Origin of the sequence: Polycladomyces abyssicola, assembly GCF_018326425.1 — a bacterium.
Lineage (GTDB): Bacteria > Bacillota > Bacilli > Thermoactinomycetales > JIR-001 > Polycladomyces > Polycladomyces abyssicola.
In genome coordinates this window covers 152,512-177,449 of the sequence record NZ_AP024601.1, presented here as the reverse complement: position 1 = coordinate 177,449, position 24,938 = coordinate 152,512, and the positions used below count along the sequence as shown (strand labels likewise).

Sequence of the window (24,938 nt, the reverse complement as noted above, 5' to 3'; positions counted from 1 at the left end):
CATTCCTCCCTCAGGATCATCCCATATCACGCCGGATTTTCTCCGCAAAACCCACGGGATTCGGCGCGCTCACGACGACGAAGACTTTTTCTCGCCTTCCCCGCTGTCCAGATCGAATCCCAGCCTGTCGTTCGCTGGCTCATCTTCCTCATCGATCTCCCGAATCTCGATTTCCTGCTCGTCTCCCGACAGGATCTTGACATCCATACCGAGACTTTGCAGTTCCTTGATCAACACCTTGAACGATTCAGGCACACCGGGCTCCGGTACGTTCTCTCCCTTGACGATCGATTCGTAGGTTTTGACGCGACCAACCACGTCGTCCGATTTGACCGTCAGTATCTCCTGCAATGTGTAGGCGGCACCGTAAGCTTCGAGCGCCCACACCTCCATCTCTCCGAAACGCTGACCGCCGAACTGCGCCTTTCCGCCCAGCGGTTGTTGCGTGACCAACGAGTAAGGACCGGTCGAACGCGCGTGAATCTTGTCGTCCACCATGTGGGCCAGCTTGATCATGTACATCACGCCCACGGTGACACGGTTTTCGAACGGCTCACCCGTGCGCCCGTCGTAAAGGATGGTTTTTCCGTCTTCAGGCAATCCCGCTTCTTTCAGCGTTTCGAACACATCCTGCTCCGTCGCACCGTCGAACACCGGTGTTGCCATGTGCAGGCCCATCGCTTTGGCCGCCATTCCCAAGTGCACTTCCAGCACCTGACCGATGTTCATCCGCGACGGCACGCCGAGCGGGTTCAAAACGACTTCCACCGGGGTTCCGTCCGGCAAGAACGGCATGTCTTCCTCCGGCAGAACGCGGGCAATAACCCCTTTGTTTCCGTGACGTCCCGCCATTTTGTCCCCTTCGGAAATCTTCCGTTTCTGCGCAATGTAGACGCGCACCAATTGGTTGACTCCCGGGGGCAGTTCGTCGCCGTTTTCGCGAGTGAAGACCTTGACGTCAACGACGATCCCATCCGTGCCGTGCGGTACACGCAGGGACGTATCCCGCACCTCGCGGGCCTTTTCCCCGAAGATGGCGTGAAGCAGCCGCTCTTCGGCCGTCAGTTCGGTCACACCTTTGGGCGTTACTTTTCCGACGAGGATATCCCCCGCTTTGATTTCTGCCCCAATGCGGATGATGCCACGCTCATCCAAATTCTTGAGCGCATCTTCTCCGACGTTGGGGATGTCGCGGGTGATTTCTTCAGGCCCCAGTTTGGTGTCGCGGGCTTCACACTCGTATTCCTCAATGTGAATGGAGGTGTAGACGTCCTCCTTCACCAACTTCTCACTGAGCAAAATGGCGTCTTCGTAGTTGTACCCTTCCCATGTCATAAAAGCAACCAACACGTTGCGGCCCAACGCCAATTCCCCTTGTTCGGTGGAAGGACCGTCGGCCAACGTGTCGCCTTTTTGCACACGGTCGCCCACCTTGACGATCGGGCGCTGGTTGATGCAGGTCCCTTGGTTGGAACGTTGGAACTTGATGAGCTTGTATTTATCCAGGTCGCCTTTTACCAGCTTACCGTCCACTTCTTCTTCGTGGCGAACCCAGATTTCGTCCGCGGTGACCCGCTCGACGACGCCCGGACGTTTCGCCAGAACCATCACACCCGAGTCACGGGCCGCTTTGTATTCCATCCCCGTACCGATGAACGGCGCTTCCGGCTTCAGCAGCGGCACGGCTTGACGCTGCATGTTGGACCCCATCAGCGCCCGGTTGGAGTCGTCGTTCTCCAGGAACGGAATACACGCCGTCGCGACAGAGACCACCTGTTTGGGCGATACGTCCATGAAGTCGACCCGCTCACGAGGAACAATCAAATGCTCGTCTTTGTAACGGACAATAATCTGCTCATTGACGAAGCGCCCTTCTTCATCCAATTCCTCGTTGGCCTGTGCGATATAGTAGTTGTCCTCTTCGTCGGCCGTCAGATACACGATCTCGTCTGTGACCACGTGCGTATCCGGGTCCACTTTGCGATAGGGAGTTTCGATAAACCCGTATTCGTTCACCCGTGCATAGGTAGACAGCGAGTTGATCAGCCCGATGTTGGGACCCTCCGGCGTTTCGATCGGACACATCCGGCCGTAGTGCGAGTGGTGAACGTCCCGCACCTCGAAACCGGCGCGTTCCCGGGTCAGTCCACCCGGTCCCAGCGCGGACAGACGCCGTTTGTGCGTCAGTTCGGCCAACGGGTTGGTCTGGTCCATGAATTGCGACAACTGGCTGCTGCCGAAGAATTCCTTGATCGATGCGATCACCGGGCGGATATTGATCAACGCCTGCGGTGTAATGGCATTGGCATCCTGAATCGACATCCGCTCGCGAACCACCCGTTCCATCCTGGACAAACCAATACGGAACTGGTTTTGCAGCAGCTCGCCGACAGAACGCAAACGCCGGTTCCCCAGGTGGTCAATATCGTCCGTGCTGCCCACACCGTGGAGCAGGTTGATAAAGTAGTTGATTGAGGCGACGATATCGGCCGGGGTGATGTGTTTCACCGACGAATCGACATTACCGTTGGAGATGACCTTGATCACCTTGCCGTCTTCTACAGGAGAGAAGATCTTGACCGATTGCAGTCGTACGGTCCCGTCCTCCGGCACCCCACCGCGAACGGTGTGTTCCTCCCAACCGAGACCGTCTTCTTTCTCCAAAAGCGGCAGAATTTTGTTGAGCACACGACGGTCGATCACCTGCCCGGCTTCCGCAATGATCTCACCGGTTTCGGGATCGACGATCGGCTCCGCCAACCGTTGGTTGAGGAGGCGATTTTTGATATGCAGCTTCTTGTTCATCTTATAGCGACCCACACTCGCCAAATCATAGCGTTTGGGGTCGAAGAAGCGAGAATACAAGAGGCTCTTCGCGTTGTCCGCAGTCGGAGGTTCACCCGGACGCAAACGTTCGTAGATTTCGATCAGCGCTTTTTCCGTTGAACCGGTGTTGTCTTTGTCCAACGTATTGCGTACGTATTCGTCATCGCCCAAGAGTTCCAAAATCTCGGCATCAGTACTGAAACCGAGGGCACGCAAAAGCACCGTCACAGGGATCTTCCGGGTACGGTCGATCCGGACATAGAGGATGTCTTTGGCATCGGTTTCGTACTCCAGCCAAGCACCACGATTTGGAATCACTGTGGCGGTGTATGCAGGTTTTCCGTTTTTATCCACTTTGGTGCTGTAGTAGACACTCGGCGAACGGACCAGCTGGCTAACGATGACCCGTTCGGCCCCGTTGATGATGAACGTTCCCGTTTCCGTCATCAGCGGGAAATCACCCATGAACACTTCCTGCTCCTTCACTTCGCCCGTCTCCTTATTGATGAGACGCACTTTTACACGAAGCGGAGCAGCATAAGTAACATCCCGTTCCTTGCACTCTTCGACCGAATACTTGGGCTCACCCAGACTGTAGTCAATAAACTCCAAGACCAAGTTTCCGGTGAAATCTTCGATCGGCGAGATGTCCTGGAACATTTCGCGCAGTCCCTCTTCCAAGAACCACTGGTACGACCGTTGCTGAATCTCAATCAGGTTGGGCAGTTCCAGAACCTCGTTGATCCTCGCATAACTTCTGCGCTGTCGCCGACCATATTGGACAAGTTTGCCTGCCAAGCAAGTTCCCCCCTCGTACCCAGTCGATTGACGCGCGAATCAAACAGCAAAAAAAGAAAATGGGCGAGGACACCTCATTTTTCCAGCTACTAAGCGTCTATTTACCTATGTTAACCAATTGCTAGCGCCCTTAAACTGCTTCAAGGAAAAATTCCCTCGTACGCCTAAAAAAAGGTATACTACGCCCGACTAGTTTATTAGCATTTTATAACGATATCATAGGCGGGATATTGTGTCAATACTCTCTTCCCTGTTCAGCTCGGAGAATCCAATACCCCTTTTTTTGTTTCGCCACATCAACCGATGTGAACAACCGATTCAGCTCGTCGCGTGCAGAAGCCGCCCCTTGTTTCTTGCGGATAACGACCCACAGCGTTCCGCTCGGTTTCAGATGGTCCCTCGCTTCCGCAAACAGCCGGTATACCACCTGTTTACCCGCACGAATCGGCGGATTGATCAGCACAGCGTCAAAACGACGTTCCCCCACCGCCTCGAACCCGTCACTAACGAGCGCCGTAACGCGGTCCGCCACACCGTTGATCTCCGCATTTTTCCGTGCCAGTTCCACTGCGCGGGTGTTGACATCCAACAAAACAGCCTGACTGTTCGGTACGGTCGCAACCAGCGCGATGCCAATCGGTCCGTAGCCGCATCCGACGTCAGCAAACACGCCCTCATCCGGCAATGCCGCCGTCTCAATCAACAGGCGGCTGCCGAAATCAACTCCTTTTTTGGAAAAAACGCCTGCATCCGTCAGAAATCGAAATGCCCGTCCGCGCAGTTCGGCGTGTATCTCCCGCACATCGGAAGCGGTATCCGGTTGTGAGCTGTAGTAATGTTCGGTCATGTGACGTTCCTCCTATGAAAAAACAACCCGCCGGCCCAGTTGCCGGCGGGTCAACCGGCGGGTGGTTACTTGAGTTCCACCTTCGCACCGGCTTCTTCCAGTTGGGATTTGATGTTTTCGGCTTCTTCTTTGGAGACGCCTTCTTTGATCGGGCTCGGCGCACCATCGACCAACGCTTTGGCTTCTTTCAGGCCGAGGCCGGTAATGCTGCGCACCACTTTGATAACGTTGATTTTGGAAGCACCCGCATCCGCCAGGATGACGTCGAATTCGGTTTTTTCGGCAGCCGCATCCGCAGCAGCACCCGGAGCAGCAACAGCCACGGGAGCAGCAGCAGTCACGCCGAATTCTTCCTCGATCGCTTTCACCAATTCATTCAGTTCGAGCACGCTCATGCCTTTGATCGCTTCAATGATTTGCTCTTTGGTCATGCGAAACAACCTCCTTGTATCAGATCAATTGAAATTCGCAAATGAAAATGGTCCCGGCGTATCACGCCGGCAAACGGACTCGGTGCATCAGGCTTCCGCCGCTTCGCCCGCTTCTCCGTTTTTGTCGGCCACCGCTTTGACCGCCAGGGCAAAGTTCCGCATCGGCGCCTGCAACACGCTGAGCAACATGGACAAGAGCCCTTCGCGGGACGGCAGTTCCGCCAGCGCCTTCACTTCGTCCAGGCTGACGATGCGGCCTTCTACCACGCCGCCCTTGATTTCCAGCGCTTCGTGGTCTTTGGCGAATTTGTGCAGGATCTTCGCCGGCGCTACCACATCTTCATAGCTGAACGCAATGGCGGTCGGACCGGTCAGGGATTCGTTCAGTTCTGTCAAGCCCACTTCTTCGGTCGCGCGGCGGGTCAACGTGTTTTTCAACACCTTGAACTCAACGCCGGCTTCGCGCAACTGCTTCCGCAGCTCGGTCATTTCAGCGACGGTGAGACCGCGGTAATCCGTCAAAATCGTGCTTTTGCTGGTTTTCAGCTTTTCCACGATCTCCGCCACGACTTGTTTCTTCTTTTCGATCGCTTTGGACATCGTCACACCTCCTCGCAGGGATTGCAAACAAAAAAGCCTTCGTAGACACACGAAGGCCGGGAAAATCCTCTATCAATACGAATCGGAATCCCTACCTCGGCAGGATATTAAGCCGGCGGCACCTGCTGTCTACGGTAGAAGCGGGTGTTCAATTGTCAAGTAACCCAAACAAACGTTTATAGCATAACCAATGGGTCCGTCATTGTCAAGAACGGAACAAGTTCTTAGCGTCCCATAAACCGTGCCGGGTTGATCGAGATGCCCGGTCCCATGGTGGAAGAAACGGTAACGCTCTTCATATATTGCCCTTTTGCCGCAGCCGGTTTGGCTTTGATCAGTGCTTCAGCCAGCGCTTGCAAGTTTTCCACCAGTTTCTCGACGTCAAAGGAAACCTTGCCGATCGGCGCGTGAACGTTACCGGCTTTGTCGGCCCGGTATTCGATTTTACCGGCTTTGATTTCCTGAACCGCTTTGGCCACATCAAAGGTGACGGTTCCCGTTTTCGGGTTGGGCATCAAGCCTTTGGGACCCAGGATGCGGCCCAGTTTCCCGACTTGACCCATCATATCCGGGGTGGCCACCACCACGTCGAAATCGAACCAGCCTTGGCTCACTTTGTTGATCAGGTCTTCATCGCCCACATAGTCGGCACCGGCTTGTTCCGCTTCTTTGGCTTTCTCACCTTTGGCGAAAACCAGCACCCGTTTGGTTTTTCCGGTACCATGCGGCAGAACCACAGCTCCGCGCACTTGTTGGTCCGCGCGTTTGGTGTCGATCCCCAGACGGAACGCCGCTTCCACCGTCTCATCGAATTTGGCCGAAGCCAGCTCTTTCACCAGTTGGAGCGCTTCGGTCGGATCGTATTGCTTTTCCCGGTCCACTTTTTTGATCGCTTCGAGATACTTTTTCCCATGCTTAGCCACGGTTGCTTCCTCCTTTCGTGGTCATAACGGATAATCCTCCCACTTGCAGCCATCACCCGTGGCGGCGACAACTGCGACAGATCTTCTATCCGATCAGTCTACGATTTCGATTCCCATGCTGCGGGCGGTACCTTCCACCATGCGCATCGCCGCTTCCACCGAAGCCGCGTTCAGATCGGGCATTTTCAGCTCGGCGATTTCGCGCACTTTGTCCCGCGACACTTTGGCCACTTTCTTTTTGTTCGGTTCACCGGAACCGGACTCGATACCGGCCGCTTTTTTGAGCAACACGGCTGCCGGCGGGGTTTTGGTGACGAAGGTGAACGAACGGTCTTCGTACACCGTGATCTCAACCGGAATGATCAGCCCCGCTTGGTCCGCGGTACGCGCGTTGAACTCTTTGCAGAATCCCATGATGTTGACCCCGGCTTGACCCAGCGCAGGACCGACCGGCGGCGCCGGGTTGGCTTTACCAGCGGGGATTTGCAGCTTGACCACTTTGATGACTTTTTTGGCCACGCCAACCAACCTCCTTACAAAAATGTGGTTCTTTCGGGTCGCACCCTCCCACGGAAAAAAGGTTCGCCCATCCACGGACGACCCCCGAACCCCCGAAGGGGATCCCAAAACATATACACTTTAACACAAACAGGCACCCGAGGGGAAGATGTGATCGCTTCAAATTTTTTCCACTTGGGCAAAGTCCAGCTCCACCGGAGTTTCGCGCCCAAACATGTTGACGAGCACCTTCAGCTTGCCTCGGCTCGCATCCACCTCTTCGATGGTTCCAACAAAGTTCGCGAACGGTCCTTCCTTGACTTTGACGTTGTCATTGACGGCAAAGTCCACTTTGGGACGCGCCTCTTCCATCCCCATTTGGCGCAGAATCGCATGCACTTCTTCCGGCATAAGGGGAGTGGGCTTGGAACCGGCTCCGGATGATCCGACGAACCCCGTGACTCCCGGCGTGTTGCGCACGACATACCATGAGTCATCCGTCATGATCATCTCCACAAGGACGTATCCCGGAAAAACCTTGCGCTGGACGGTTTTCTTCTTGCCATCCTTGTGCTCGATCTCTTCTTCAGTCGGAACGAGAACACGGAAAATCTTGTCCTCCATGTCCATCGAGCGCACACGCTTTTCCAGGTTGGTTTTTACTTTGTTTTCGTAGCCGGAATAAGTGTGAACAACATACCAATTCTTCTCCATGATTCAGGGCCGAATCGCACCCTGTCCCCCCTTATGGCGTAATTTCGACGACGCCGTCTCACCTTGTGAGCAATGCCAGCAATTGACCAATCCCAAAGTCCACGGCCGCGAAGAAGAGGGTGAGAATCGTCACCGTCACGATGACGATCGTCGTATAGCTGATCAGCTCTTGTCGATTGGGCCAGCGTACCTTTTTCAGCTCGGCGATCCCGCTCCGGAAAAACTGAGCGGTGCCGGATATGCTTTTGGAAATCCCGGAACCGAGGCGACCTAGCAAACCCATGAGCGTCCCCCCAAATGTTTAAGCGATCAATCGTTATTTTGTCTCGCGATGCACCTTGTGAGCATTGCAGCGGGGGCAGTACTTCCGGAACTCAAGACGATCCGGGTGTTTCCGTTTGTTTTTGCTGCTGGTGTAGTTACGCTCCCCGCACTCGGTGCAAGCCAAGGTAATTGTGACCCGCATGTGACACACCTCCTTGCTTATGCCGACGGCCAAAACGGCCATAGTGTACCGGAATATAACATACCCTATCCACTTTAGCACAAGGCCTGACGGGTGTCAAACAGGTCCCGCTTGTTTCTCTCATTATAGACAAAATAAGTGAAAGCCAAAACTGGCGCTGTCTACGTCATATCTTCCAAATTCCGTCTGATTCATACCGTTCGACTCGATTTCCCATTCGCTCTTTATAAAAAAAGACCCCGTGTCTGTCGACGGGGTTTTACAATTTTTTTACACAGCCAAGAGGATTTTGGGGGTTTCTGTCGAATAACTACCACATGAGATCGCACTTCCCGCAAGGGGGGCGGGAAGCGGCGGTTCAGGCGTTACAGGGTGACTTCGCGCACCTCCAGGTATCGTTCCAGTTTGCGTTTGACGCGTTGCAAGGCATTGTCGATTGACTTGACGTGTCGATTCAGGTCGACAGCGATTTCCTGATACGAGCGGCCGTCCAGGTAGAGCATCAGTACCTGCCGTTCCAATTCGCTCAGGATTTGCGACATTTTATCCTCTATGTCATCGTATTCTTCCTGATTGATGTACAACTCCTCCGGATCTGACACCCGGCCGCCGGTCAGGATATCCATGAGCGTTCTGTCCGAATCCTCGTCATAGATGGGCTTGTCCAACGACACATAAGAGTTCAGCGGAATGTGTTTCTGGCGCGTCGCCGTCTTGATGGCCGTAATAATTTGCCGCGTGATGCACAGCTCCGCAAACGCCTTGAACGAGGCAAGCTTGTCCCCGCGAAAGTCGCGAATCGCTTTGTAAAGGCCAATCATCCCTTCCTGTACGATGTCCTCATGATCGGCGCCGATCAAAAAGTATGAGCGCGCCTTGGCACGGACGAAATTTTTATACTTATGGATCAAATACTCCAGCGCCCCACTGTCCCCCATCCGCACACCGTCCACCAGCTGTTCATCGGTCATCGTTTCATAGTTCACCGTGTCCCGTACACTGGTTTGAAGGTTTGCGCTCACTCTCATCCCTCCGACCACGTTTGCTGGAAAGCCCAGGGTAAACTTATTATATCTGACTTGCAACAAAAACGTCAAATTTTCCCCTATTTTTTCCTTCTCCAACCTTCTAATTTGCGCCATATTTCCGCCTTTAGCCCCTGTCCCAGCGTGGGCCTTTTTGGGGGGTACCGCTCCTGTATTTCCCGGGTCGCCTCCCGCCTGGCACTTTTCATCTCGCGCAACAGTTCACGTGCACTGATTCGATACGCCCCTTGTCCGAAGATCAGGCGTTGTTCCAGGTAGTCGGACGTGGCCACATAGATGCGCCGATGTTCCCCGCTCAATTTGCGCACCAGTTTTTCGATGCATTCATCCGCCGTCTCATGCTGTTTGGTGTAATGAATGATGATTTTCTGCTCCAACAGCTTGGCACCGGCTCCCGGAACCCGATGCGCATCAAAAACCAGGATGACTTTTCTCCCCGACAGCGCCTGATATTCGGACAACGCACGTACAAGCCTGTCCCGCGCCTCTTCCAAGGAATCGCCCAACCATTCCACGTCGGGCTGGGCGCCGATCACATTGTAACCGTCGACTATCAGCCACTCTTCCATGCTGTTCCCCCGCTATCGGCGCCGTGCGCGAAATACCTCGTACATCATCAAACCGGCGGCGACCGACGCATTGAGAGAGGCCACTCGTCCGGCCATCGGCAACTGCACCAGGTAATCGCATTTCTCTTTCATCAATCGGCTAATCCCTTGTCCCTCATTCCCTATAACGAGCGCGACGGGAACAGTGTAGTCAATCTCGTCGAAAGAATGCGCTGCCGAGGCGTCCGCACCCACAATCCACAATCCGGCTTCCTTCAGCTCCTCCACAGTCCGGTTCAGATTGGTGACACGAGCCACTGGCACGTACTCGATCGCGCCCGCAGACGTCTTGGCCACCACCTTTGTGAGCCCGACTGCCCGTCGCTTGGGTATGATCACACCATGCACGCCGGCCGCATCCGCCGTGCGCAAAATGGAGCCCAGGTTGTGAGGATCTTCGATACCGTCCAACAACACGAAAAACGGAGGTTCATCGCGGGACTGCGCCCGTTCGAACAGCTCGTCCAGCGATGCGTAACGATAAGCGGATACCAGGGCGAGCACCCCCTGATGATGATCACCGTCCGCCAATTGATCCAATCGGTTCCGAGGTGCATGCTGAACGGGGATCCCCCTTTCCTTCGCCACACGGATCAGGGATTGGACCCCCTTGCCTGCTCCTTCGGCGATCAGCACTTTTTCTATCTCCCTGCCCGCTTTCAGGGCTTCATGGACGGATTGCCTCCCCATAATCCATTCTGTCTTCATCGTTCTCGCCTTCTTCCGTGTTTTGAAAGAATTGACCGAGGTGAACCATTTTCCCTTGTTCAAGAGAAAACGGTCACCCAGTTCTTGGTTCGTCGAATGCTTGTTGGATTTACCAGACATGATCCAGGGCGTATCTGGAACATCCGTGAGGGAGAGATGCTTTCCCAGGTGAGCGAAGGCTAAAGCCCGACAGAGCGAAGACTCGTATAGCGCAGGAATTTAACATCGCGGGCCTTCCTTAGTCGAAGCATACGTTGCCTGTCCCTGCGCTCCAGGTCAGAGTGGCCATACCCTGGAGCGAACCGGGAAAGCAAAGACATTATTCACCAGACACGCTCTAGTCTAATCCGATGAATCATCCACATCCGATCGGGTTATTTGGAACATCCGCTCCATCATCTCGGTCAACCGCCCGATCTGTCCGGTGAGATACCAATAACCGACCAATGCTTCCAGTCCGGTACTCGCACGGTATTGGGATACCGACGCCCGTCTGGGCACCCGTCCGCTTTTCACATTGCGACCCCGGCGCCATACGGCCAACTCCTCTTCGGTCAGAATCGGTTCCCAATCGCGAAACGCCGCCGCTTGCGCCCCGGCCGACACATACCGTACCGCCGCTTGCTGCAGTTCCTGAGGCTTGACGATGCCTTCAGTCAACAAATGATAACGGACATACAACTCATAGACGGCATCACCCACATAGGCGAGCACCAACGGATTGAGCTGTTCGGGGGAACGGGGGAGCGGACGCCGGGTCATTCCAACCGAAAGTCCGCTCATTTTCTCCGCCACCGGACACCCTGCGGCGTATCTTCCAACAGGATTCCCATCGCGGCCAGCTGGTCGCGAATCGCATCAGCCCGCGCGAAATCGCGACGCTTTCTCGCCTGTTGGCGTTCTTCGATCAGAGCTTCAATCTCCCGATCCAACGCGTCTTCCCCCTCCAGCTCGATCAAGCCCAAAATCTCTCCCCCGAACGTGGTCATCCACTCCTTCAATGCTTCCAATGTTCCCAGCGTCACAACCGGTTGGGCCACCGTCTCGTTCACCAGTTTGACCGCTTCAAACAGCACGCTTAGCGCATTGGCGGTGTTCATGTCGTCGTCCATGGCCGCCTCAAATTGCGCGGTCAACGAACTCAGCTGTTCCTTCACCGCAGGATCCGCCGGCCCCTCCGTTGCCGCAGTCATCCGGTGCCGCAAGTTGAACCAGGCGTTGTCGATCCGCTCCAACCCGTTTTTCAGCTGATCCATCACCTCTTCGCTGAACTGGATTGGATTGCGGTAATGAGCCGAGATCAGGAAATAGCGGATCACCCGTGCCGGATATCGTTTCCGCAAATCATAAACGGTGACGATGTTTCCGAGCGACTTGGACATTTTTTCGCCGCCCATGTTGACAAATTCATTGTGCATCCAATAGCGGGCAAACGGTTTTCCCGTCAGGGCCTCACTCTGCGCGATTTCGTTTTCGTGGTGCGGAAAACACAAGTCCTTGCCGCCAGCGTGGATATCGAGCGTTTCGCCCAAATATTTGCGAGACATGACCGAGCACTCGATATGCCATCCAGGCCGCCCTTCCCCCCATGGGCTATCCCATTTGATTTCACCTGGTTTGGCCTTTTTCCACAGGGCGAAATCGAGCGGGTGTTCCTTGCGCTCGTTCACCTCGATCCGTGCGCCCGCTTTCAGATCGGCGATCGCTTGGTGGGACAATTTGCCGTAATCATCCTTCTTCAGCGCACGGTAGTACACATCCCCGTCACGTTCATAGGCCCAGCCCTTGTCGATCAATTCGCGAATCGCCTCGATCATGTCCGGGATGTGTTCTGTCGCCCGTGGATGCACATCCGCCCGGCGAACACCCAACGCATCCATATCTTCGAAATAGGCCCGGATGTAGCGCTCGGCAACTTCCGGTACGGTCGTTCCCTCTTCATTGGCCGTTCGAATCAGCTTGTCGTCGACATCGGTGAAGTTTTGCACGTACTTTACGTCATAGCCTTTGTATTGCAGGTAACGCCGCACCACGTCGAAAAACACGAACACCCGGGCGTTGCCGATGTGAATATAGTTGTAGACGGTCGGTCCGCACACATACATGTTCACTTTGCCGGGATGGACCGTCTCCAACGGTTCTTTTTTTCTAGTCAGCGTGTTGTATATTTGCACCGACATCGTGTTTCTCTCCTCCTTCTGCTTCCCGCCCCTTTTTCAAGGCGTCCACTTCTTGTCGCAGACGACTGATTTCCTCCTGCATCGAGCGAATCATATCCGCAACCGGATCAGGCAAATTGACATGATCCAAATCGTTTGGAACCCGCTTACCATTTTGGACGACAACGCGCCCGGGGACGCCTACGACGGTGGAATGGGGCGGCACTTCCCGCAATACGACCGAACCCGCTCCGATTTTGGAGCAGCGTCCAATCCGCATGGAACCCAATACTTTGGCTCCGGATGCGATCAATACATGATCCTCGATCGTGGGATGACGTTTTCCCTTTTCCTTCCCAGTCCCTCCCAATGTCACCCCTTGATAAATGGTGACGTAATCGCCGATTTCGCATGTTTCTCCGATCACGACACCCATGCCGTGATCAATGAACAACCCTTTACCGATTTTGGCGCCGGGATGGATTTCGATGCCTGTCAGAAAGCGGTTGAACTGCGAAATGATTCTCGCCAACAAAAACCATTTCCGCTTATAGAGTGCATGCGCGATCCGATGCATCCAAATCGCATGCAAACCGGAGTAGGTCAACACAACCTCCAGTGTGCTGCGCGCAGCCGGATCCCTGTCAAACACGGCTTGAATATCCGCCCGGATGACTTCCCGCATCTCTTTCCAACGTTGAATCCAAGACATCTGTTCCACCCCCCAAATAAAAAAGCCTCCGCAGCTCACGCTGCAGAGACGGTGTATTCCCGCGGTTCCACTCTGCTTGGACGAATCCCTGGCGGGACTCATCCCCCTCTGGTCCGTTAACGGCGGAAAGCCGGTCGCGCCTACTCCCCTCAGATCGAGTTTCGGGCGACAGCTCACGGGTGCATTTCCCGCGCGCTGTTCGCAGGACGCTTCCAGCCTTCGGCGTCCCTCTCTGGAGCGAACCAGACATCGCGGTACTCTCCCGTTCATCGCTTCTTATCATCATATCCTAAAGTTGAAGATGGCCTGTTTGTGTTTAGTTTAACACAGAGCGGTCCAACTGACGAGCGAAAGAAGCATGTGAGACGAAGACACCCCTGAGACGGACAGTTTCATCCGCATGGACCTGTCCTGTGATCAGAAAAGCAACCAGCTTTCCATTATCATATCCGATTTTCCATAAAGTGTTGCAGACGGGTGCGAACCGTTTCCGGCCCCAGCAGTGACAAGGTTTCGCGCAAATCAGGGCCGTGCACTTCTCCCGTCACTGCGGCACGGATCGGCATGAACAGCTGTTTCCCTTTATAACCCGTCTCTTTCTGCACTTGTTTCAACTTCGCCTTGATGTCGTCCGGTGTGAGCGTATCTACACCCTCCAACTGTTTCAGGAACGCTTCAATCACTTCCGGGACGTGTTCTTGAGCGAGCACTTCTTTGGCCTCATCGGAATATGTTACCTTGGAGCGGAAGAACATCTCCGACAATTCCACGATTTGCGCCACGTAGTCCAACTGTTCCTGGTACAATCCGACCAATCGCGTCACCCACGCCCGTTTTTCCTCGTCGAGCGGCAAGGTGATTCGTCCGGCTTTTTCAAGGTGCGGCAGGGCCAGTTCCGTGATGCGTTCAACCGGCGCCTGTTTGATGTAATGGTTGTTCATCCATTTCAGTTTGCCGGTATCAAACACAGCTGGCGCTTTGGAAACACGATCCAGGGAGAAGCGCTCAATCAGCTCTTCCTTGCTGAAGATCTCCTTTTCCCCTTCCGGAGCCCAACCGAGCAATACGATGAAGTTGATCAAGGCTTCCGGCAAATAGCCCAACTCGCGGTACTGGTCGATAAACTGAATGATCGACTCGTCCCGCTTGCTCATCTTTTTGCCTTCCGGATTGAGAATCAACGACACGTGAGCAAATTTCGGAGGCGTGAAGCCCATCGCCTCGTACAGCAATATTTGCCGCGGCGTATTGGACAAGTGCTCCTCTCCCCGCACCACATGGGTGATCTCCATCAGCGCGTCATCCACGGTCACGGCGAAGTTGTAGGTTGGCCGTCCGTCGGGACGTACCAGAATAAAATCTCCGATTCCGTCCGATTCGAATTGCACCTGGCCGCGCACTTCATCTTCCACGGTGATCGTGCGCCCTTCGGGTACACGGAAACGAATGCTGGGCTTGCGCCCTTCCGCTTCCAACTTGGCTCGTTCTTCCGGCGTGAGGTGACGGCACCGCCCGGAGTATTTGGGTGCGACACCGCGGGCCAGCTGAGCTTCCCGCTCCCGTTCAAGCTCCTCCGGCGTACAGTAGCAGGGATAGGCATGCCCTTCCTTCAACAACTTGTCCAGATACTGCTTGTAAATGTCCAACCGTTCCATTGAGCGGTACGGGCCGTAGGGTCCTCCCACATCAACGCTCTCATCCCAATCAATACCGAGCCATTTCAATCCCGCCAACTGTTTTTGCTCGGCGTCGGCCACGTTCCGTTCCACATCAGTGTCCTCGATGCGAACGATAAAGGAACCACCGTGTTTTTTCGCATACAAATAGCTGAACAGTGCCGTTCGCGCCCCGCCGATATGCAAATGACCCGTCGGGCTGGGCGCGTAACGCGTGCGTACCGTTTTTGCCATCTCGATCCACTCCCTCCTGCTCTCCTGTCCCGTTCAAGCTTGGTGCGCGATCAGACAGACAACAGCCATCGCCGCGATGCCTTCCCCCCGACCGGTGAAACCAAGCCGTTCGGTGGTGGTCGCTTTGATGTTCACCTGATCCGCATCCGCCTCCAACAATGTCGCCACCCGTTCGCGCATGGCCGGGATGTGCGGTGCCATTTTCGGCGCTTGGGCGATGATTGTGGCATCCACGTTGCCCAGTTTATACCCTTTTTCCTTGGCCAGTTTCCACACTTCGCGGAGCAACACCGCACTGTCCGCATCCTTGTAAGCCGGGTCCGTGTCCGGGAAATGCTTACCGATATCCCCCTCACCGAGCGCACCCAACACCGCATCGGTGATGGCGTGCAACAGCACGTCGGCATCGGAATGGCCCAACAATCCCAGCGGGTGCGGGATCCGCACACCCCCGATAATCAACGGACGCCCTTCAACCAATTGATGCACATCAAAACCTTGTCCGATGCGAATCATCTTTCCGTACCCCTCATTTTCCAGATCGCTTCCGCAATCGCCAAATCCTCGGGCGTGGTCAACTTGATATTCTGATAATCCCCCATCACTACTCGGACGTCGATCCCCAACTCTTCCACCAACATCGCATCGTCCGTTCCTGTCATCCCCTGTTCCAAGGCCCTCTGATGGGCTTGTACCAACAGAGAACGGCGAAAAGCTTGGGGGGTCTGCACCGCCCACAACGATTGGCGATCCGGTGTCCGTTCCACGATGCCGGCAGGGTCCACCTGTTTGATCGTATCCTTGACCGGCACGGCCAAAATGGCCGCTCCGTGCAGGCGAACCACTTTTAGCAACTCCGTGATGTGCCCGTGAGTGACAAACGGACGAGCGGCATCGTGTACCAGCACCCATTCGGTTTGCAAATGCTCCAGTCCTGATCGTACGCTATCCTGCCGTTCTTGTCCACCGGTCGCAACTGCACTGATTTTTTCCAAGCCGTACTGCGCGACCATCTCCTCGACGCGAGACACTTCTCCAGCGCCGGCCACCACGACGATCTCATCCACTTCCGGATGGGTTTCAAACACCATCAACGTATGAATGAGTACAGGCTTGTCCCCCAACGGGAGAAATTGTTTGCTTACTTTGGTCCCCATCCGCTTTCCCCGTCCGGCGGCCGGGATGATGACGCCTACGCTCAAACCGAAAATCCCCCTTCAGACACAGCATCGCCCGACGGTTGTTTCACCGCGGGCGATGCGGTCAGCCTCCATTGATCCGTTTTTATTATAGCGCACGTTCCAGCAATTTCGGCTTGGCAAAAATCATCCGACCGGCGGACGTTTGCAGGACACTGGTCACCAGGACGTCAATCCGTTCACCGATGTACTCACGGCCGCCTTCGATGACGATCATCGTGCCGTCATCCAGATAGGCGACACCTTGTCCGTGCTCTTTACCGTCCTTGATCACCTGGACGTTGATCTCTTCTCCCGGCAAGACGACCGGTTTGACCGCATTGGCCAGATCGTTGATGTTCAACACCTTGACGCCCTGCAATTCGCATACTTTATTCAGGTTAAAATCGTTGGTGACCACTTTCCCCGACAACACTTTGGCCAGCTTGACCAGTTTGCTGTCCACTTCGGACACTTCGTCAAAATCGCCCTCATAAATCAGCACTTCCATACGAAGTTCCTTTTGGATCTTGTTCAAAATGTCCAGACCGCGGCGACCGCGGTTCCGCTTCAGCACGTCCGAAGAATCCGCTATATGTTGCAACTCCTCCAGCACGAAGCTGGGGATTACCAATGTTCCTTCCAAAAAGCCGGTACGGCAAATGTCAAAAATGCGGCCATCGATGATCACACTGGTATCCAAGATTTTATGTTCAATATCCCGCGATTCTTTTTTCTTTTGGTCCTTGCCTTGGCGACCCATCGTAAAAATGGATAAGAGTTCATCGCGCTTCTTGTAACCGACTCGAAACCCGAGATATCCCAACAACCCGGAGACCAAAAACGGAAGGATCGACGAAATCCCAGGAATGGGCAGTTTGGACAACGGTGGTTCGATCAAAAATGCGACGATCAGTCCGAAGATGAGACCCAAGGCACCGAACAGGATGTCTGCGGCCGGTATTTTCACCAACCGTTCCTCGCTCCATTTTATCCACTGCACGACATTGGTTGAAAGCCATATCGCCGACAGATACAGGAGGAGCGCCCCCAAAACGGCTCCGATGTAATGTGGTGCGGGTACGTCGCCGAAATTCAGGGGAGATTGACGAAGCATCGCAAATAGCGCGGGACCCAACGTGTACCCCAACGTTGCGCCAGTCAATGCAAAGGCGAGATGCACAAATCGCTTCAACATGGGGCTTCACCTCCTTCTTAATACTCATTATAGACAATCCTTCGAAATGAAAACCCGGTTCCTGGGATTTTATTGTGAACCTTTCAACTGGAGGCATTTTCGGTTGAACAAACCAATTCGTCAAGCAGAGAGAAAGCTTGTTCTTCATTCATTCCTTTGGCCAAAACCAATTCGCTGATCAATATCTGGCGGGCATTGTCCAACATCTTGCGTTCACCGGTGGATAATCCTTTTTCGCGATCCCTGAGCATCAAGCTTCTGACGACGTCTGCCACTTCATAGATGTCCCCGCTTTTTATCTTGTCCATATTGGCACGATATCGACGATTCCAATTGTCCGTCAAACCCTTGTCCCGATTGCGCAACCGGACAATGACACGCTCAACAGTCTCTTCATCCACCACTTCGCGCAATCCGATACTTTGCACATTGTTCATCGGGATCATCACTTTCATATCCCCGATCGGCATGCGCATGACATAGTACTTCTTGCGTTCACCGAGAATCTCTTTCTCTTCGATCGATTCGATGACGCCTGCGCCATGCATCGGATATACCACCTTGTCACCGATGTTGAACAATCAACCCACCTCCAAAGGGCAATATCTATTTCCAAGATATCACATGCCTGGAGATATGTCAACAAATTTAAAAACATTATATTATCATACCTGACAAATTAGCGTCAATAGATTTTTTGATGTAAACCCCTTGTTTGAACAAATTGACACCATGTTTCCCTGACAGCTATAATGGGCATAGACATTTTCCAAACGTTGCCTGATCCATCCGACATATCCAAGCTCAACGAAAGAGGTGAAAACGATGGGCGACAGCCGTCTGACCTCGTTTCAAAAGCAGGTGTCGGACCTATTGTTGCGCCACCGCAGTTTTCTCGATGTAACCTCCAAATTCCAAGATTCCACCTCACGCGTCAACCGCGCGCTGATGAAGGCCGTAACGGAATGCGGATGCATCGAAGTCCACGCAGCACGACAACCAGTGGACTATGAGGCTTCGATTTCTGAATTAAAGGACAGATTCAAGACGCATTTGTCCGGCCGCTTGTGCGACCATTGTCAAGATGTGGTCAAAGCGGAAATGGGAAAACACCTATTCTATTTCACCGCCTTGTGCAATCTGCTGGAATTGCCCCTGGATGAGATCGTGCACCAGGAGTCGGACAAGCTGTCCACTCTGGGGGTGTTCAACTTGCGATAATGCGGAAGGGCCAAGGGTATCCGACTTTTTTCTATTATTCAAAAATATCATATACCTGTGTGTATTATAATCAACGCGTTTTCCTTAAAAAAGGTTGCAAAATCCATCACAGCAGATAAAAAAGCCGCCAAGTAACAACTTGGCGGCGATACTGCTGACAGCGTTTTGTGAAGAAATCCACTTGCGATTCTGGGGTCGACCGTTTTCCTGCTCGCTCGCGGGTAAATGGTCACCCTCATTCCCATTCTCTTTGAACTTTTCCCTTTTGTTATTCCTCGACCGGTTCTTCCAAATCCTCTCTTCTCCGCTTGAGGATGGATTTTTTCATCAGTCCGTAAAAAGCATACAACGCAAGCGGTACAAATACGACTTTGGGAAACTGCTCTGGATAACGCACGGCGATCATCGCGATGAAAACCAGCAACAGTGGAGCCATCCAAAAGGAGCTCCGTGAAAACCCGATTTTTTTGAAGTTAGGGTACTTGATTTGACTGATCATCAGATACGACAGCAGCAACATGCCCAATACCAACATCGGTCGCTGAACGAGGTCGCTGTACAGGACCATCGTCGCCAACACGCCGCCCGCGGCTGTAATCGGCAAACCAATAAAATAGCCGGGAATCCCCGGTTGCACGTTGAATCGGGCTAACCGCAACGCACCACAAATGGGGAACACCGCGGTGATGATCCATCCCCAGATATCGTAATCCTTCAAAACCGCTACATACATGATTAAAGCGGGGGCTACTCCGAAGGAGATGACATCGGACAGCGAATCCAGCTCTTTGCCGAACTCGCTTTGCGTGTTGAGCATGCGAGCCACTCGGCCGTCCAAACCATCCAACAACATACCGATAATGACCATAATCGCAGCATATTGCCACTCGCTCTGAACAGCGAGGATAATCGATATAATTCCTAAGAATAAGTTCCCGATAGTAAAAAAGCTGGGCAGTGCTCTAGCGAACATAGAAGGGAACCCCCCAAATCCTTTAAAATGCCGTTTCCGCGAACGATAAAAACGTCATCTCCCTTCATAATTGGCAGGTTTTGTTGTGGTTTCATTCTAGGTTATTTAGATATGTCTGTCAATAAAGACCTGTTCCTGAATGCGTTTCAGCCCCTCCTTGATGGCCCGGGCTCGTACGTCTCCGATTCCCTCCACTTCGTCCAGCTCTTCGATCGTCGCCATCATCACACGCGGCAACGAACCGAATTTGTCGATCAGCTTTTGGATGATGGGGGCAGGAAGACGCGGGATTTTGTTCAGGATTCTGTACCCTCGCGGTGAGACGGCCTCTTCCTGAATATTGATATTCGACGGATATCCCAAAATGCGTACAATGTTGCTGTGTTCCAACAACTCATCCGCAGACAGTTCCTTCAGTTCCTTTAACACGTCCTCCGGCGAGATTTTACGCGGATCATAACAGTAATCCTTGATCAGCCGATACGCTTCGTCTTCGACATTGGCCACCAGCTCTTCCAGCTGCATGCTGATCAGACGGCCTTCCGTCCCCAGCTCATTGATGTAGGTCTGGATTTCGCTCTTGATGCGCAATACCATCTCGATCCGCTGGATCACCATAGCCACTTCGTTTAACGTAACCAACTCTTCAAATTCCAATGCACTCAGGTTGGTCGTCGATTGATCCAATACGGATTTGTACTTCTCCAGCGTCTGGATGGCCTGATTGGCTTTGGTGAGAATGACGCCGATATCCTTGAGCGCATAACGGAAGTTGCCCTGGTACAGCGTGATCACGTTTCGCCGCTGGGAAATGGCGATGACCAATTTGTTCGTCTGCCGGGCCGTTCGTTGAGCCGTTCGGTGCCGGATCCCCGTTTCCGTCGAAGGGATGGACGAGCTGGGCACCAATTGGGTGTTGGCGTACAAAATGCGTTTCCCGTCGTCACTTAAAATGATGGCGCCATCCATTTTGGCCAGCTCATACAGATGAGCGGCCGAAAAAGGGCTGTCAATGTGGAATCCGCCATCCACAATCTCCCGTACGCTGTCATCGTAGCCCACCACGATCAACGCCCCGGTCTTGGCCCCCAACACATTGTCCAATCCTTCACGAAATTGGGTTCCGGGAGCAACCATACGCAACACACGGCTGACAAATTGATCCCGTTCACTTTTTTCTCTCACTAATCCGACCCTCCCAACGCGACTTCCAATGCCTCTTCAACCGTCGAAACCCCGATCACTTCCAACCCGGCCGGCGGCGTCCAGCCTTTTCGGCTTTTCTCCGGGATAATGACTCGTTGAAAGCCCATTTGATGGGCTTCCGCCACTCGCTGCTCAATTCGGGAAACACCCCGAACCTCACCAGTTAAACCCACTTCTCCGATGACGACGTCACGCGCTCTCGTTGGACGATCGCGAAAACTGGAAGCGATGCTGACGGCTACAGCCAAATCGGCGGCCGGTTCGTCCAAACGCACGCCTCCCACCACATTGACGTAAGCATCCTGATTTTGCAGAAACATGCCCAGCCTCTTTTCCAGCACGGCCAAAATCATCGCCACACGATGGTGGTCCACACCGGTCGCCATCCGTTTGGGGGTCGCAAAACTGGTGGGTGCCACCAACGCTTGCAATTCAACCAGAATCGGCCGTGTTCCTTCGACACTCGCCGTTACGGCCGAACCGGCCACACCGGACGGACGCTGGGACAAAAACATTTCCGAAGGATTGGATACTTCGGCCAATCCTTCCGACTTCATCTCAAACACACCGATCTCATTGGTGGAGCCGAACCGGTTTTTCACGGCACGAAGCACTCGATAGGTGTGATGTCGCTCTCCTTCGAAATACAACACCGCGTCCACCATATGCTCCAACAGTCGGGGACCTGCGATCGCACCCGCTTTGGTGACATGACCGACGATGATGACCGTTACTCCCCGTTCCTTGGCGAGTCGCATCAACTGTCCGGTGCATTCCCGCACTTGCGCGACGCTCCCGGGAGCCGATCCGACGTCGGGATGGTATATCGTCTGGATGGAGTCGATCACCAACACTTTCGGTTCTACCTGCTCCACCAGCGACTCCACGGCGGTCAGGTCCGTTTCCGCTGCCACCAGCAAACGCTCATCCAACGCCCCGAGGCGATCGGCACGCATCCGGGTCTGCTCCGTGGATTCTTCCCCCGAGACATAGAGTACCGAGACGCCGCGAGTAGCCAACTGAAATGATGCCTGCAACAGCAACGTTGATTTGCCGATGCCCGGATCTCCTCCCACCAAGATGAGCGATCCCGGCACCACACCGCCGCCCAGTACCCGGTTCAGTTCACGAATGCCTGTGTCTGCACGGGTTTGTCGTGCCTGTTCCACCTGTGTGATTGGAACAGCCTTCTGTTGTTTTTTACGGGATACACCGCCCCATCCTCCTGCTCGGGATCCAGTTGTTTCTCTTTCTTCCACCATGGTGTTCCATTCACCGCATCCGGGGCAGCGTCCCATCCATTTGGCCGATATGTACCCGCATTCTTGACAGGCGAATTTGCTTTTCGTTTTTGCCACTTGGCGACCCCATCCATCATCGATATTCATTCTCATTATAGCACGATTATTCGGGTTCGGCACGTTGGTCAGAAAACCGGAAGGCCCCTCGCAAGAGGGGCCTTGGCAACCGTCACTGCGAATGAGACGGACTCAGTTCCGTTTTTTCCACCGTCAACTGACCGTCCTTCACATCGATTTTCACAGTATCACCCCGTTGAATCGTGCCGCGCAAGAGCTCTTCGGAAAGCCGATCTTCGATGTGTTTCTGAATGGCACGGCGCAGCGGACGGGCACCGTATTGTGGGTCGAATCCGACTTTGGCCAGGTGTTCTTTGGCCTTGTCGGTCAGCACGAAGTCAATGTCCTGTTCTTTCAGGCGTTTACGCAGTTCTTCGGACATCAAGGTGACGATTTGTTGCAAATGCTCTTCTTTCAGGGAGTGGAACACAATGACATCGTCGATCCGGTTGAGGAACTCGGGACGGAAACTGCGTTTGAGTTCCTGCATCACTTTTTCCTTCATGTCCTCGTAACCGTCACTGTCACCCGTCGTGAAACCGAGTCGAGTGCTTTTGCGAATCATGTCCGCCCCAACGTTGGAGGTCATGATAATCACGGTGTTGCGGAAGTCGACCAAACGTCCCTTACCGTCGGTCAAACGACCGTCCTCCAACACTTGCAACAGAATGTTGAATACTTCGGGGTGCGCTTTTTCGATTTCGTCGAACAACACTACCGAATACGGTTTGCGCCGCACTTTTTCGGTCAGTTGGCCGCCTTCTTCGTAGCCCACGTATCCCGGAGGCGCTCCCACCAACCGGCTGGTGGAGTGTTTCTCCATATACTCGGACATATCGATGCGAATCATCGCATTTTCATCCCCGAACAGCGCTTCGGCCAGCGCCCGGGCCAATTCGGTTTTCCCCACACCGGTCGGACCGAGGAAGATGAAGGACCCGATCGGACGCTTCGGATCTTTCAATCCCGCTCGCGCCCGGCGGATTGCCCGAGAAACGGCTTTGACCGCTTCATCCTGTCCGATGACGCGCTGATGCAGGATTTCTTCCATTTTCAACAGGCGCTCCGTCTCTTCCTCGGCCAATTTGCGCACCGGAATACCCGTCCACTGCGAGACGATATCCGCGATATCTTCGGCCGTCACCTCGGAATCGGTTTTGCCTTGATCGGCTTTCCACCGATTGCGCGTCTCCTCCAATTCCTCACGCAGTTTTTGTTCCCGATCGCGGAGGGACGCGGCTTTTTCAAACTCCTGACTCTGCACGGCCGCATCTTTTTCCTTGCGCACTTCCTCCAGTTTTTGCTCCAGCTCTTTCAACTCAGGCGGCACCGTGTAGGAACGCAGCCGGACACGGGAGGCCGCTTCGTCGATCAGGTCGATCGCTTTGTCCGGCAAGAACCGGTCAGTGATGTAACGATCAGACAGTTTCACCGCGGCTTCGATCGCTTCATCAGTAATCTTCACACGATGATGCGCTTCATAACGGTCGCGCAGACCCTGCAGAATCAGGATAGCTTCCTCCGGCGTCGGCTCGTCGACCTGGATCGGTTGGAAACGCCGTTCCAAAGCTGCATCTTTCTCGATGTATTTTCGGTACTCATCAAGTGTGGTGGCACCGATGCACTGCAGATCACCGCGGGCCAATGCCGGTTTCAGGATGTTGGAAGCGTCGATCGCTCCTTCCGCACCACCAGCACCGATCAAGGTGTGCAGCTCGTCGATGAACAGGATGATGTTGCCCGCCTGCCGGATCTCGTCCATGATTTTTTTCAGCCGATCCTCAAATTCCCCACGGTATTTGGTACCGGCAACCACGGTACCCATATCAAGCGTCATCACCCGTTTGCCCCGGAGGGTTTCCGGAATTTCACCGTCGACGATCCGTTGCGCCAATCCTTCAGCGATCGCCGTTTTCCCGACACCGGGCTCCCCGATCAGGACCGGGTTGTTTTTGGTCCGCCGAGACAATACTTGGATCACCCGTTCAATTTCCTTGCTCCGACCGATTACCGGGTCCAGGTTACCTTCCCGGGCCGCAGCGGTCAGATCGCGGGCGAGGCTATCCAACGTCGGTGTATTGGCTCCGGTTCCCCCGCCTTGGTGAGAGGAAACGGCTTCATTGCTTCCCAACAGTTGCAACACTTGCTGCCGCGCTTTATTCAGGCTGACACCCAAATTGTTCAGCACACGGGCAGCCACACCTTCCCCCTCACGGATGAGGCCGAGCAGGATATGCTCCGTACCCACATAGGTATGACCCAGTTTGCGCGCTTCATCCATCGACAGTTCAATCACCTTTTTCGCCCGGGGCGTATAGGCGATGTTGGTCGGTTGTCCCTGTCCCCTGCCGATGAGGGATTCCACTTCGTTTTGGATTTTTTCCAATCCCAAACCCAGTCCGATCAGCGCCTTGGCAGCGATGCCTTCTCCTTCACGCACCAAACCGAGCAAAATATGTTCCGTACCGATATTGCTGTGACCCAAACGAACGGCTTCCTCCTGTGCCAATGCCAACACTTTTTGTGCGCGTTCCGTAAATCGGCCAAACATCATCGTT

Annotated in this window: 25 protein-coding genes and 2 other annotated features; of the genes, 1 reads left to right on the top strand and 24 read right to left on the bottom strand. The window is 54.1% G+C overall.

Annotated elements, in window-relative coordinates; genetic code table 11:
- Nucleotides 1-69: 69 nt before the first annotated feature.
- The 20 genes from rpoB to KI215_RS00780 all read right to left on the bottom strand — a co-directional run bounded on the left by rpoB (nt 70) and on the right by KI215_RS00780 (nt 18,203).
- Nucleotides 70-3,624, bottom strand: a complete 3,555-nt coding sequence (gene rpoB / locus KI215_RS00875) for a DNA-directed RNA polymerase subunit beta (RefSeq protein WP_212773781.1) — start codon at nt 3,622-3,624, stop codon at nt 70-72.
- Nucleotides 3,625-3,859: 235 nt separating this feature from the next.
- Nucleotides 3,860-4,471, bottom strand: a complete 612-nt coding sequence (locus KI215_RS00870) for a class I SAM-dependent methyltransferase (RefSeq protein WP_212773780.1) — start codon at nt 4,469-4,471, stop codon at nt 3,860-3,862.
- 65 nt (nt 4,472-4,536) lie between these two features.
- On the bottom strand, nt 4,537-4,902 hold the full coding sequence (gene rplL, locus KI215_RS00865) for a 50S ribosomal protein L7/L12 (protein WP_212773779.1): 366 nt from the start codon (nt 4,900-4,902) through the stop codon (nt 4,537-4,539).
- An 87-nt stretch (nt 4,903-4,989) separates the two neighbouring features.
- Entirely contained in the window at nt 4,990-5,502 is a 513-nt protein-coding gene (gene rplJ / locus KI215_RS00860) for a 50S ribosomal protein L10 (protein ID WP_205494110.1), read from the bottom strand.
- Nucleotides 5,503-5,522: 20 nt separating this feature from the next.
- Nucleotides 5,523-5,655, bottom strand: a sequence feature (ribosomal protein L10 leader region).
- Between the two features lie 71 nt (nt 5,656-5,726).
- Nucleotides 5,727-6,425: a 50S ribosomal protein L1 gene (gene rplA / locus KI215_RS00855; RefSeq protein WP_212773778.1), complete on the bottom strand. Its 699-nt coding sequence runs from the start codon at nt 6,423-6,425 to the stop codon at nt 5,727-5,729.
- A 93-nt stretch (nt 6,426-6,518) separates the two neighbouring features.
- Nucleotides 6,519-6,944, bottom strand: a complete 426-nt coding sequence (rplK, locus tag KI215_RS00850) for a 50S ribosomal protein L11 (RefSeq protein WP_212773777.1) — start codon at nt 6,942-6,944, stop codon at nt 6,519-6,521.
- Nucleotides 6,945-7,103: 159 nt separating this feature from the next.
- Nucleotides 7,104-7,637, bottom strand: a complete 534-nt coding sequence (gene nusG / locus KI215_RS00845) for a transcription termination/antitermination protein NusG (RefSeq protein ID WP_212773776.1) — start codon at nt 7,635-7,637, stop codon at nt 7,104-7,106.
- 58 nt (nt 7,638-7,695) lie between these two features.
- Entirely contained in the window at nt 7,696-7,920 is a 225-nt protein-coding gene (gene secE, locus KI215_RS00840; protein WP_212773775.1) for a preprotein translocase subunit SecE, read from the bottom strand.
- 33 nt (nt 7,921-7,953) lie between these two features.
- Entirely contained in the window at nt 7,954-8,103 is a 150-nt protein-coding gene (rpmG, locus tag KI215_RS00835) for a 50S ribosomal protein L33 (RefSeq protein ID WP_212773774.1), read from the bottom strand.
- Nucleotides 8,104-8,468: 365 nt separating this feature from the next.
- Nucleotides 8,469-9,131: an RNA polymerase sporulation sigma factor SigH gene (gene sigH / locus KI215_RS00830; RefSeq protein WP_212773773.1), complete on the bottom strand. Its 663-nt coding sequence runs from the start codon at nt 9,129-9,131 to the stop codon at nt 8,469-8,471.
- Between the two features lie 77 nt (nt 9,132-9,208).
- Nucleotides 9,209-9,718 carry an NYN domain-containing protein gene (locus KI215_RS00825; protein ID WP_212773772.1) on the bottom strand — a complete coding sequence of 170 codons (510 nt, stop codon included), beginning with the start codon at nt 9,716-9,718 and terminating at the stop codon, nt 9,209-9,211.
- A gap of 12 nt (nt 9,719-9,730) precedes the next feature.
- Nucleotides 9,731-10,465: a 23S rRNA (guanosine(2251)-2'-O)-methyltransferase RlmB gene (gene rlmB / locus KI215_RS00820; RefSeq protein WP_212773771.1), complete on the bottom strand. Its 735-nt coding sequence runs from the start codon at nt 10,463-10,465 to the stop codon at nt 9,731-9,733.
- A 342-nt stretch (nt 10,466-10,807) separates the two neighbouring features.
- Nucleotides 10,808-11,248, bottom strand: coding sequence for a Mini-ribonuclease 3 (locus KI215_RS00815; RefSeq protein ID WP_246512153.1), 441 nt, complete (start codon nt 11,246-11,248; stop codon nt 10,808-10,810).
- Complete coding sequence (cysS, locus tag KI215_RS00810) at nt 11,245-12,645, bottom strand: cysteine--tRNA ligase (protein WP_212773770.1); 1,401 nt, start codon at nt 12,643-12,645, stop codon at nt 11,245-11,247. The genes KI215_RS00815 and cysS overlap by 4 nt, the downstream gene beginning before the upstream one ends.
- On the bottom strand, nt 12,614-13,336 hold the full coding sequence (gene cysE / locus KI215_RS00805) for a serine O-acetyltransferase (protein ID WP_212773769.1): 723 nt from the start codon (nt 13,334-13,336) through the stop codon (nt 12,614-12,616). Before cysE ends, cysS begins: the two co-directional genes overlap by 32 nt.
- Nucleotides 13,337-13,377: 41 nt before the next feature.
- Nucleotides 13,378-13,615: a binding site (T-box leader), on the bottom strand.
- Between the two features lie 164 nt (nt 13,616-13,779).
- The gene (gene gltX, locus KI215_RS00800) at nt 13,780-15,246 is read right to left on the bottom strand and encodes a glutamate--tRNA ligase (protein WP_212773768.1); all 1,467 of its coding nucleotides are present in this window, start codon (nt 15,244-15,246) and stop codon (nt 13,780-13,782) included.
- Nucleotides 15,247-15,279: 33 nt separating this feature from the next.
- The gene (ispF, locus tag KI215_RS00795; RefSeq protein WP_212773767.1) at nt 15,280-15,762 is read right to left on the bottom strand and encodes a 2-C-methyl-D-erythritol 2,4-cyclodiphosphate synthase; all 483 of its coding nucleotides are present in this window, start codon (nt 15,760-15,762) and stop codon (nt 15,280-15,282) included.
- On the bottom strand, nt 15,759-16,403 hold the full coding sequence (ispD, locus tag KI215_RS00790; protein ID WP_212774998.1) for a 2-C-methyl-D-erythritol 4-phosphate cytidylyltransferase: 645 nt from the start codon (nt 16,401-16,403) through the stop codon (nt 15,759-15,761). Before ispD ends, ispF begins: the two co-directional genes overlap by 4 nt.
- Nucleotides 16,404-16,533: 130 nt before the next feature.
- Nucleotides 16,534-17,622 (bottom strand): PIN/TRAM domain-containing protein, encoded by a 1,089-nt coding sequence (locus KI215_RS00785; protein WP_212773766.1) that lies wholly within the window; start codon nt 17,620-17,622, stop codon nt 16,534-16,536.
- Nucleotides 17,623-17,705: 83 nt separating this feature from the next.
- The gene (locus KI215_RS00780) at nt 17,706-18,203 is read right to left on the bottom strand and encodes a CarD family transcriptional regulator (RefSeq protein WP_212773765.1); all 498 of its coding nucleotides are present in this window, start codon (nt 18,201-18,203) and stop codon (nt 17,706-17,708) included.
- 244 nt (nt 18,204-18,447) lie between these two features.
- Here KI215_RS00780 and KI215_RS00775 point away from each other — a divergent pair, with 244 nt between their 5' ends.
- Nucleotides 18,448-18,843: a nucleoside triphosphate pyrophosphohydrolase family protein gene (locus KI215_RS00775; RefSeq protein ID WP_212773764.1), complete on the top strand. Its 396-nt coding sequence runs from the start codon at nt 18,448-18,450 to the stop codon at nt 18,841-18,843.
- Nucleotides 18,844-19,111: 268 nt separating this feature from the next.
- Here the strand turns inward: KI215_RS00775 and pssA are convergent, their stop codons facing one another.
- The 4 genes from pssA to clpC all read right to left on the bottom strand — a co-directional run bounded on the left by pssA (nt 19,112) and on the right by clpC (nt 24,934).
- The gene (pssA, locus tag KI215_RS00770) at nt 19,112-19,816 is read right to left on the bottom strand and encodes a CDP-diacylglycerol--serine O-phosphatidyltransferase (protein WP_212773763.1); all 705 of its coding nucleotides are present in this window, start codon (nt 19,814-19,816) and stop codon (nt 19,112-19,114) included.
- Nucleotides 19,817-19,921: 105 nt separating this feature from the next.
- Complete coding sequence (gene disA, locus KI215_RS00765) at nt 19,922-21,001, bottom strand: DNA integrity scanning diadenylate cyclase DisA (protein ID WP_212773762.1); 1,080 nt, start codon at nt 20,999-21,001, stop codon at nt 19,922-19,924.
- Nucleotides 21,001-22,380 carry a DNA repair protein RadA gene (gene radA, locus KI215_RS00760; protein WP_212773761.1) on the bottom strand — a complete coding sequence of 460 codons (1,380 nt, stop codon included), beginning with the start codon at nt 22,378-22,380 and terminating at the stop codon, nt 21,001-21,003. The genes disA and radA overlap by 1 nt, the downstream gene beginning before the upstream one ends.
- Nucleotides 22,381-22,492: 112 nt before the next feature.
- Nucleotides 22,493-24,934, bottom strand: a complete 2,442-nt coding sequence (clpC, locus tag KI215_RS00755) for an ATP-dependent Clp protease ATP-binding subunit (protein WP_212773760.1) — start codon at nt 24,932-24,934, stop codon at nt 22,493-22,495.
- Nucleotides 24,935-24,938: the final 4 nt, after the last annotated feature.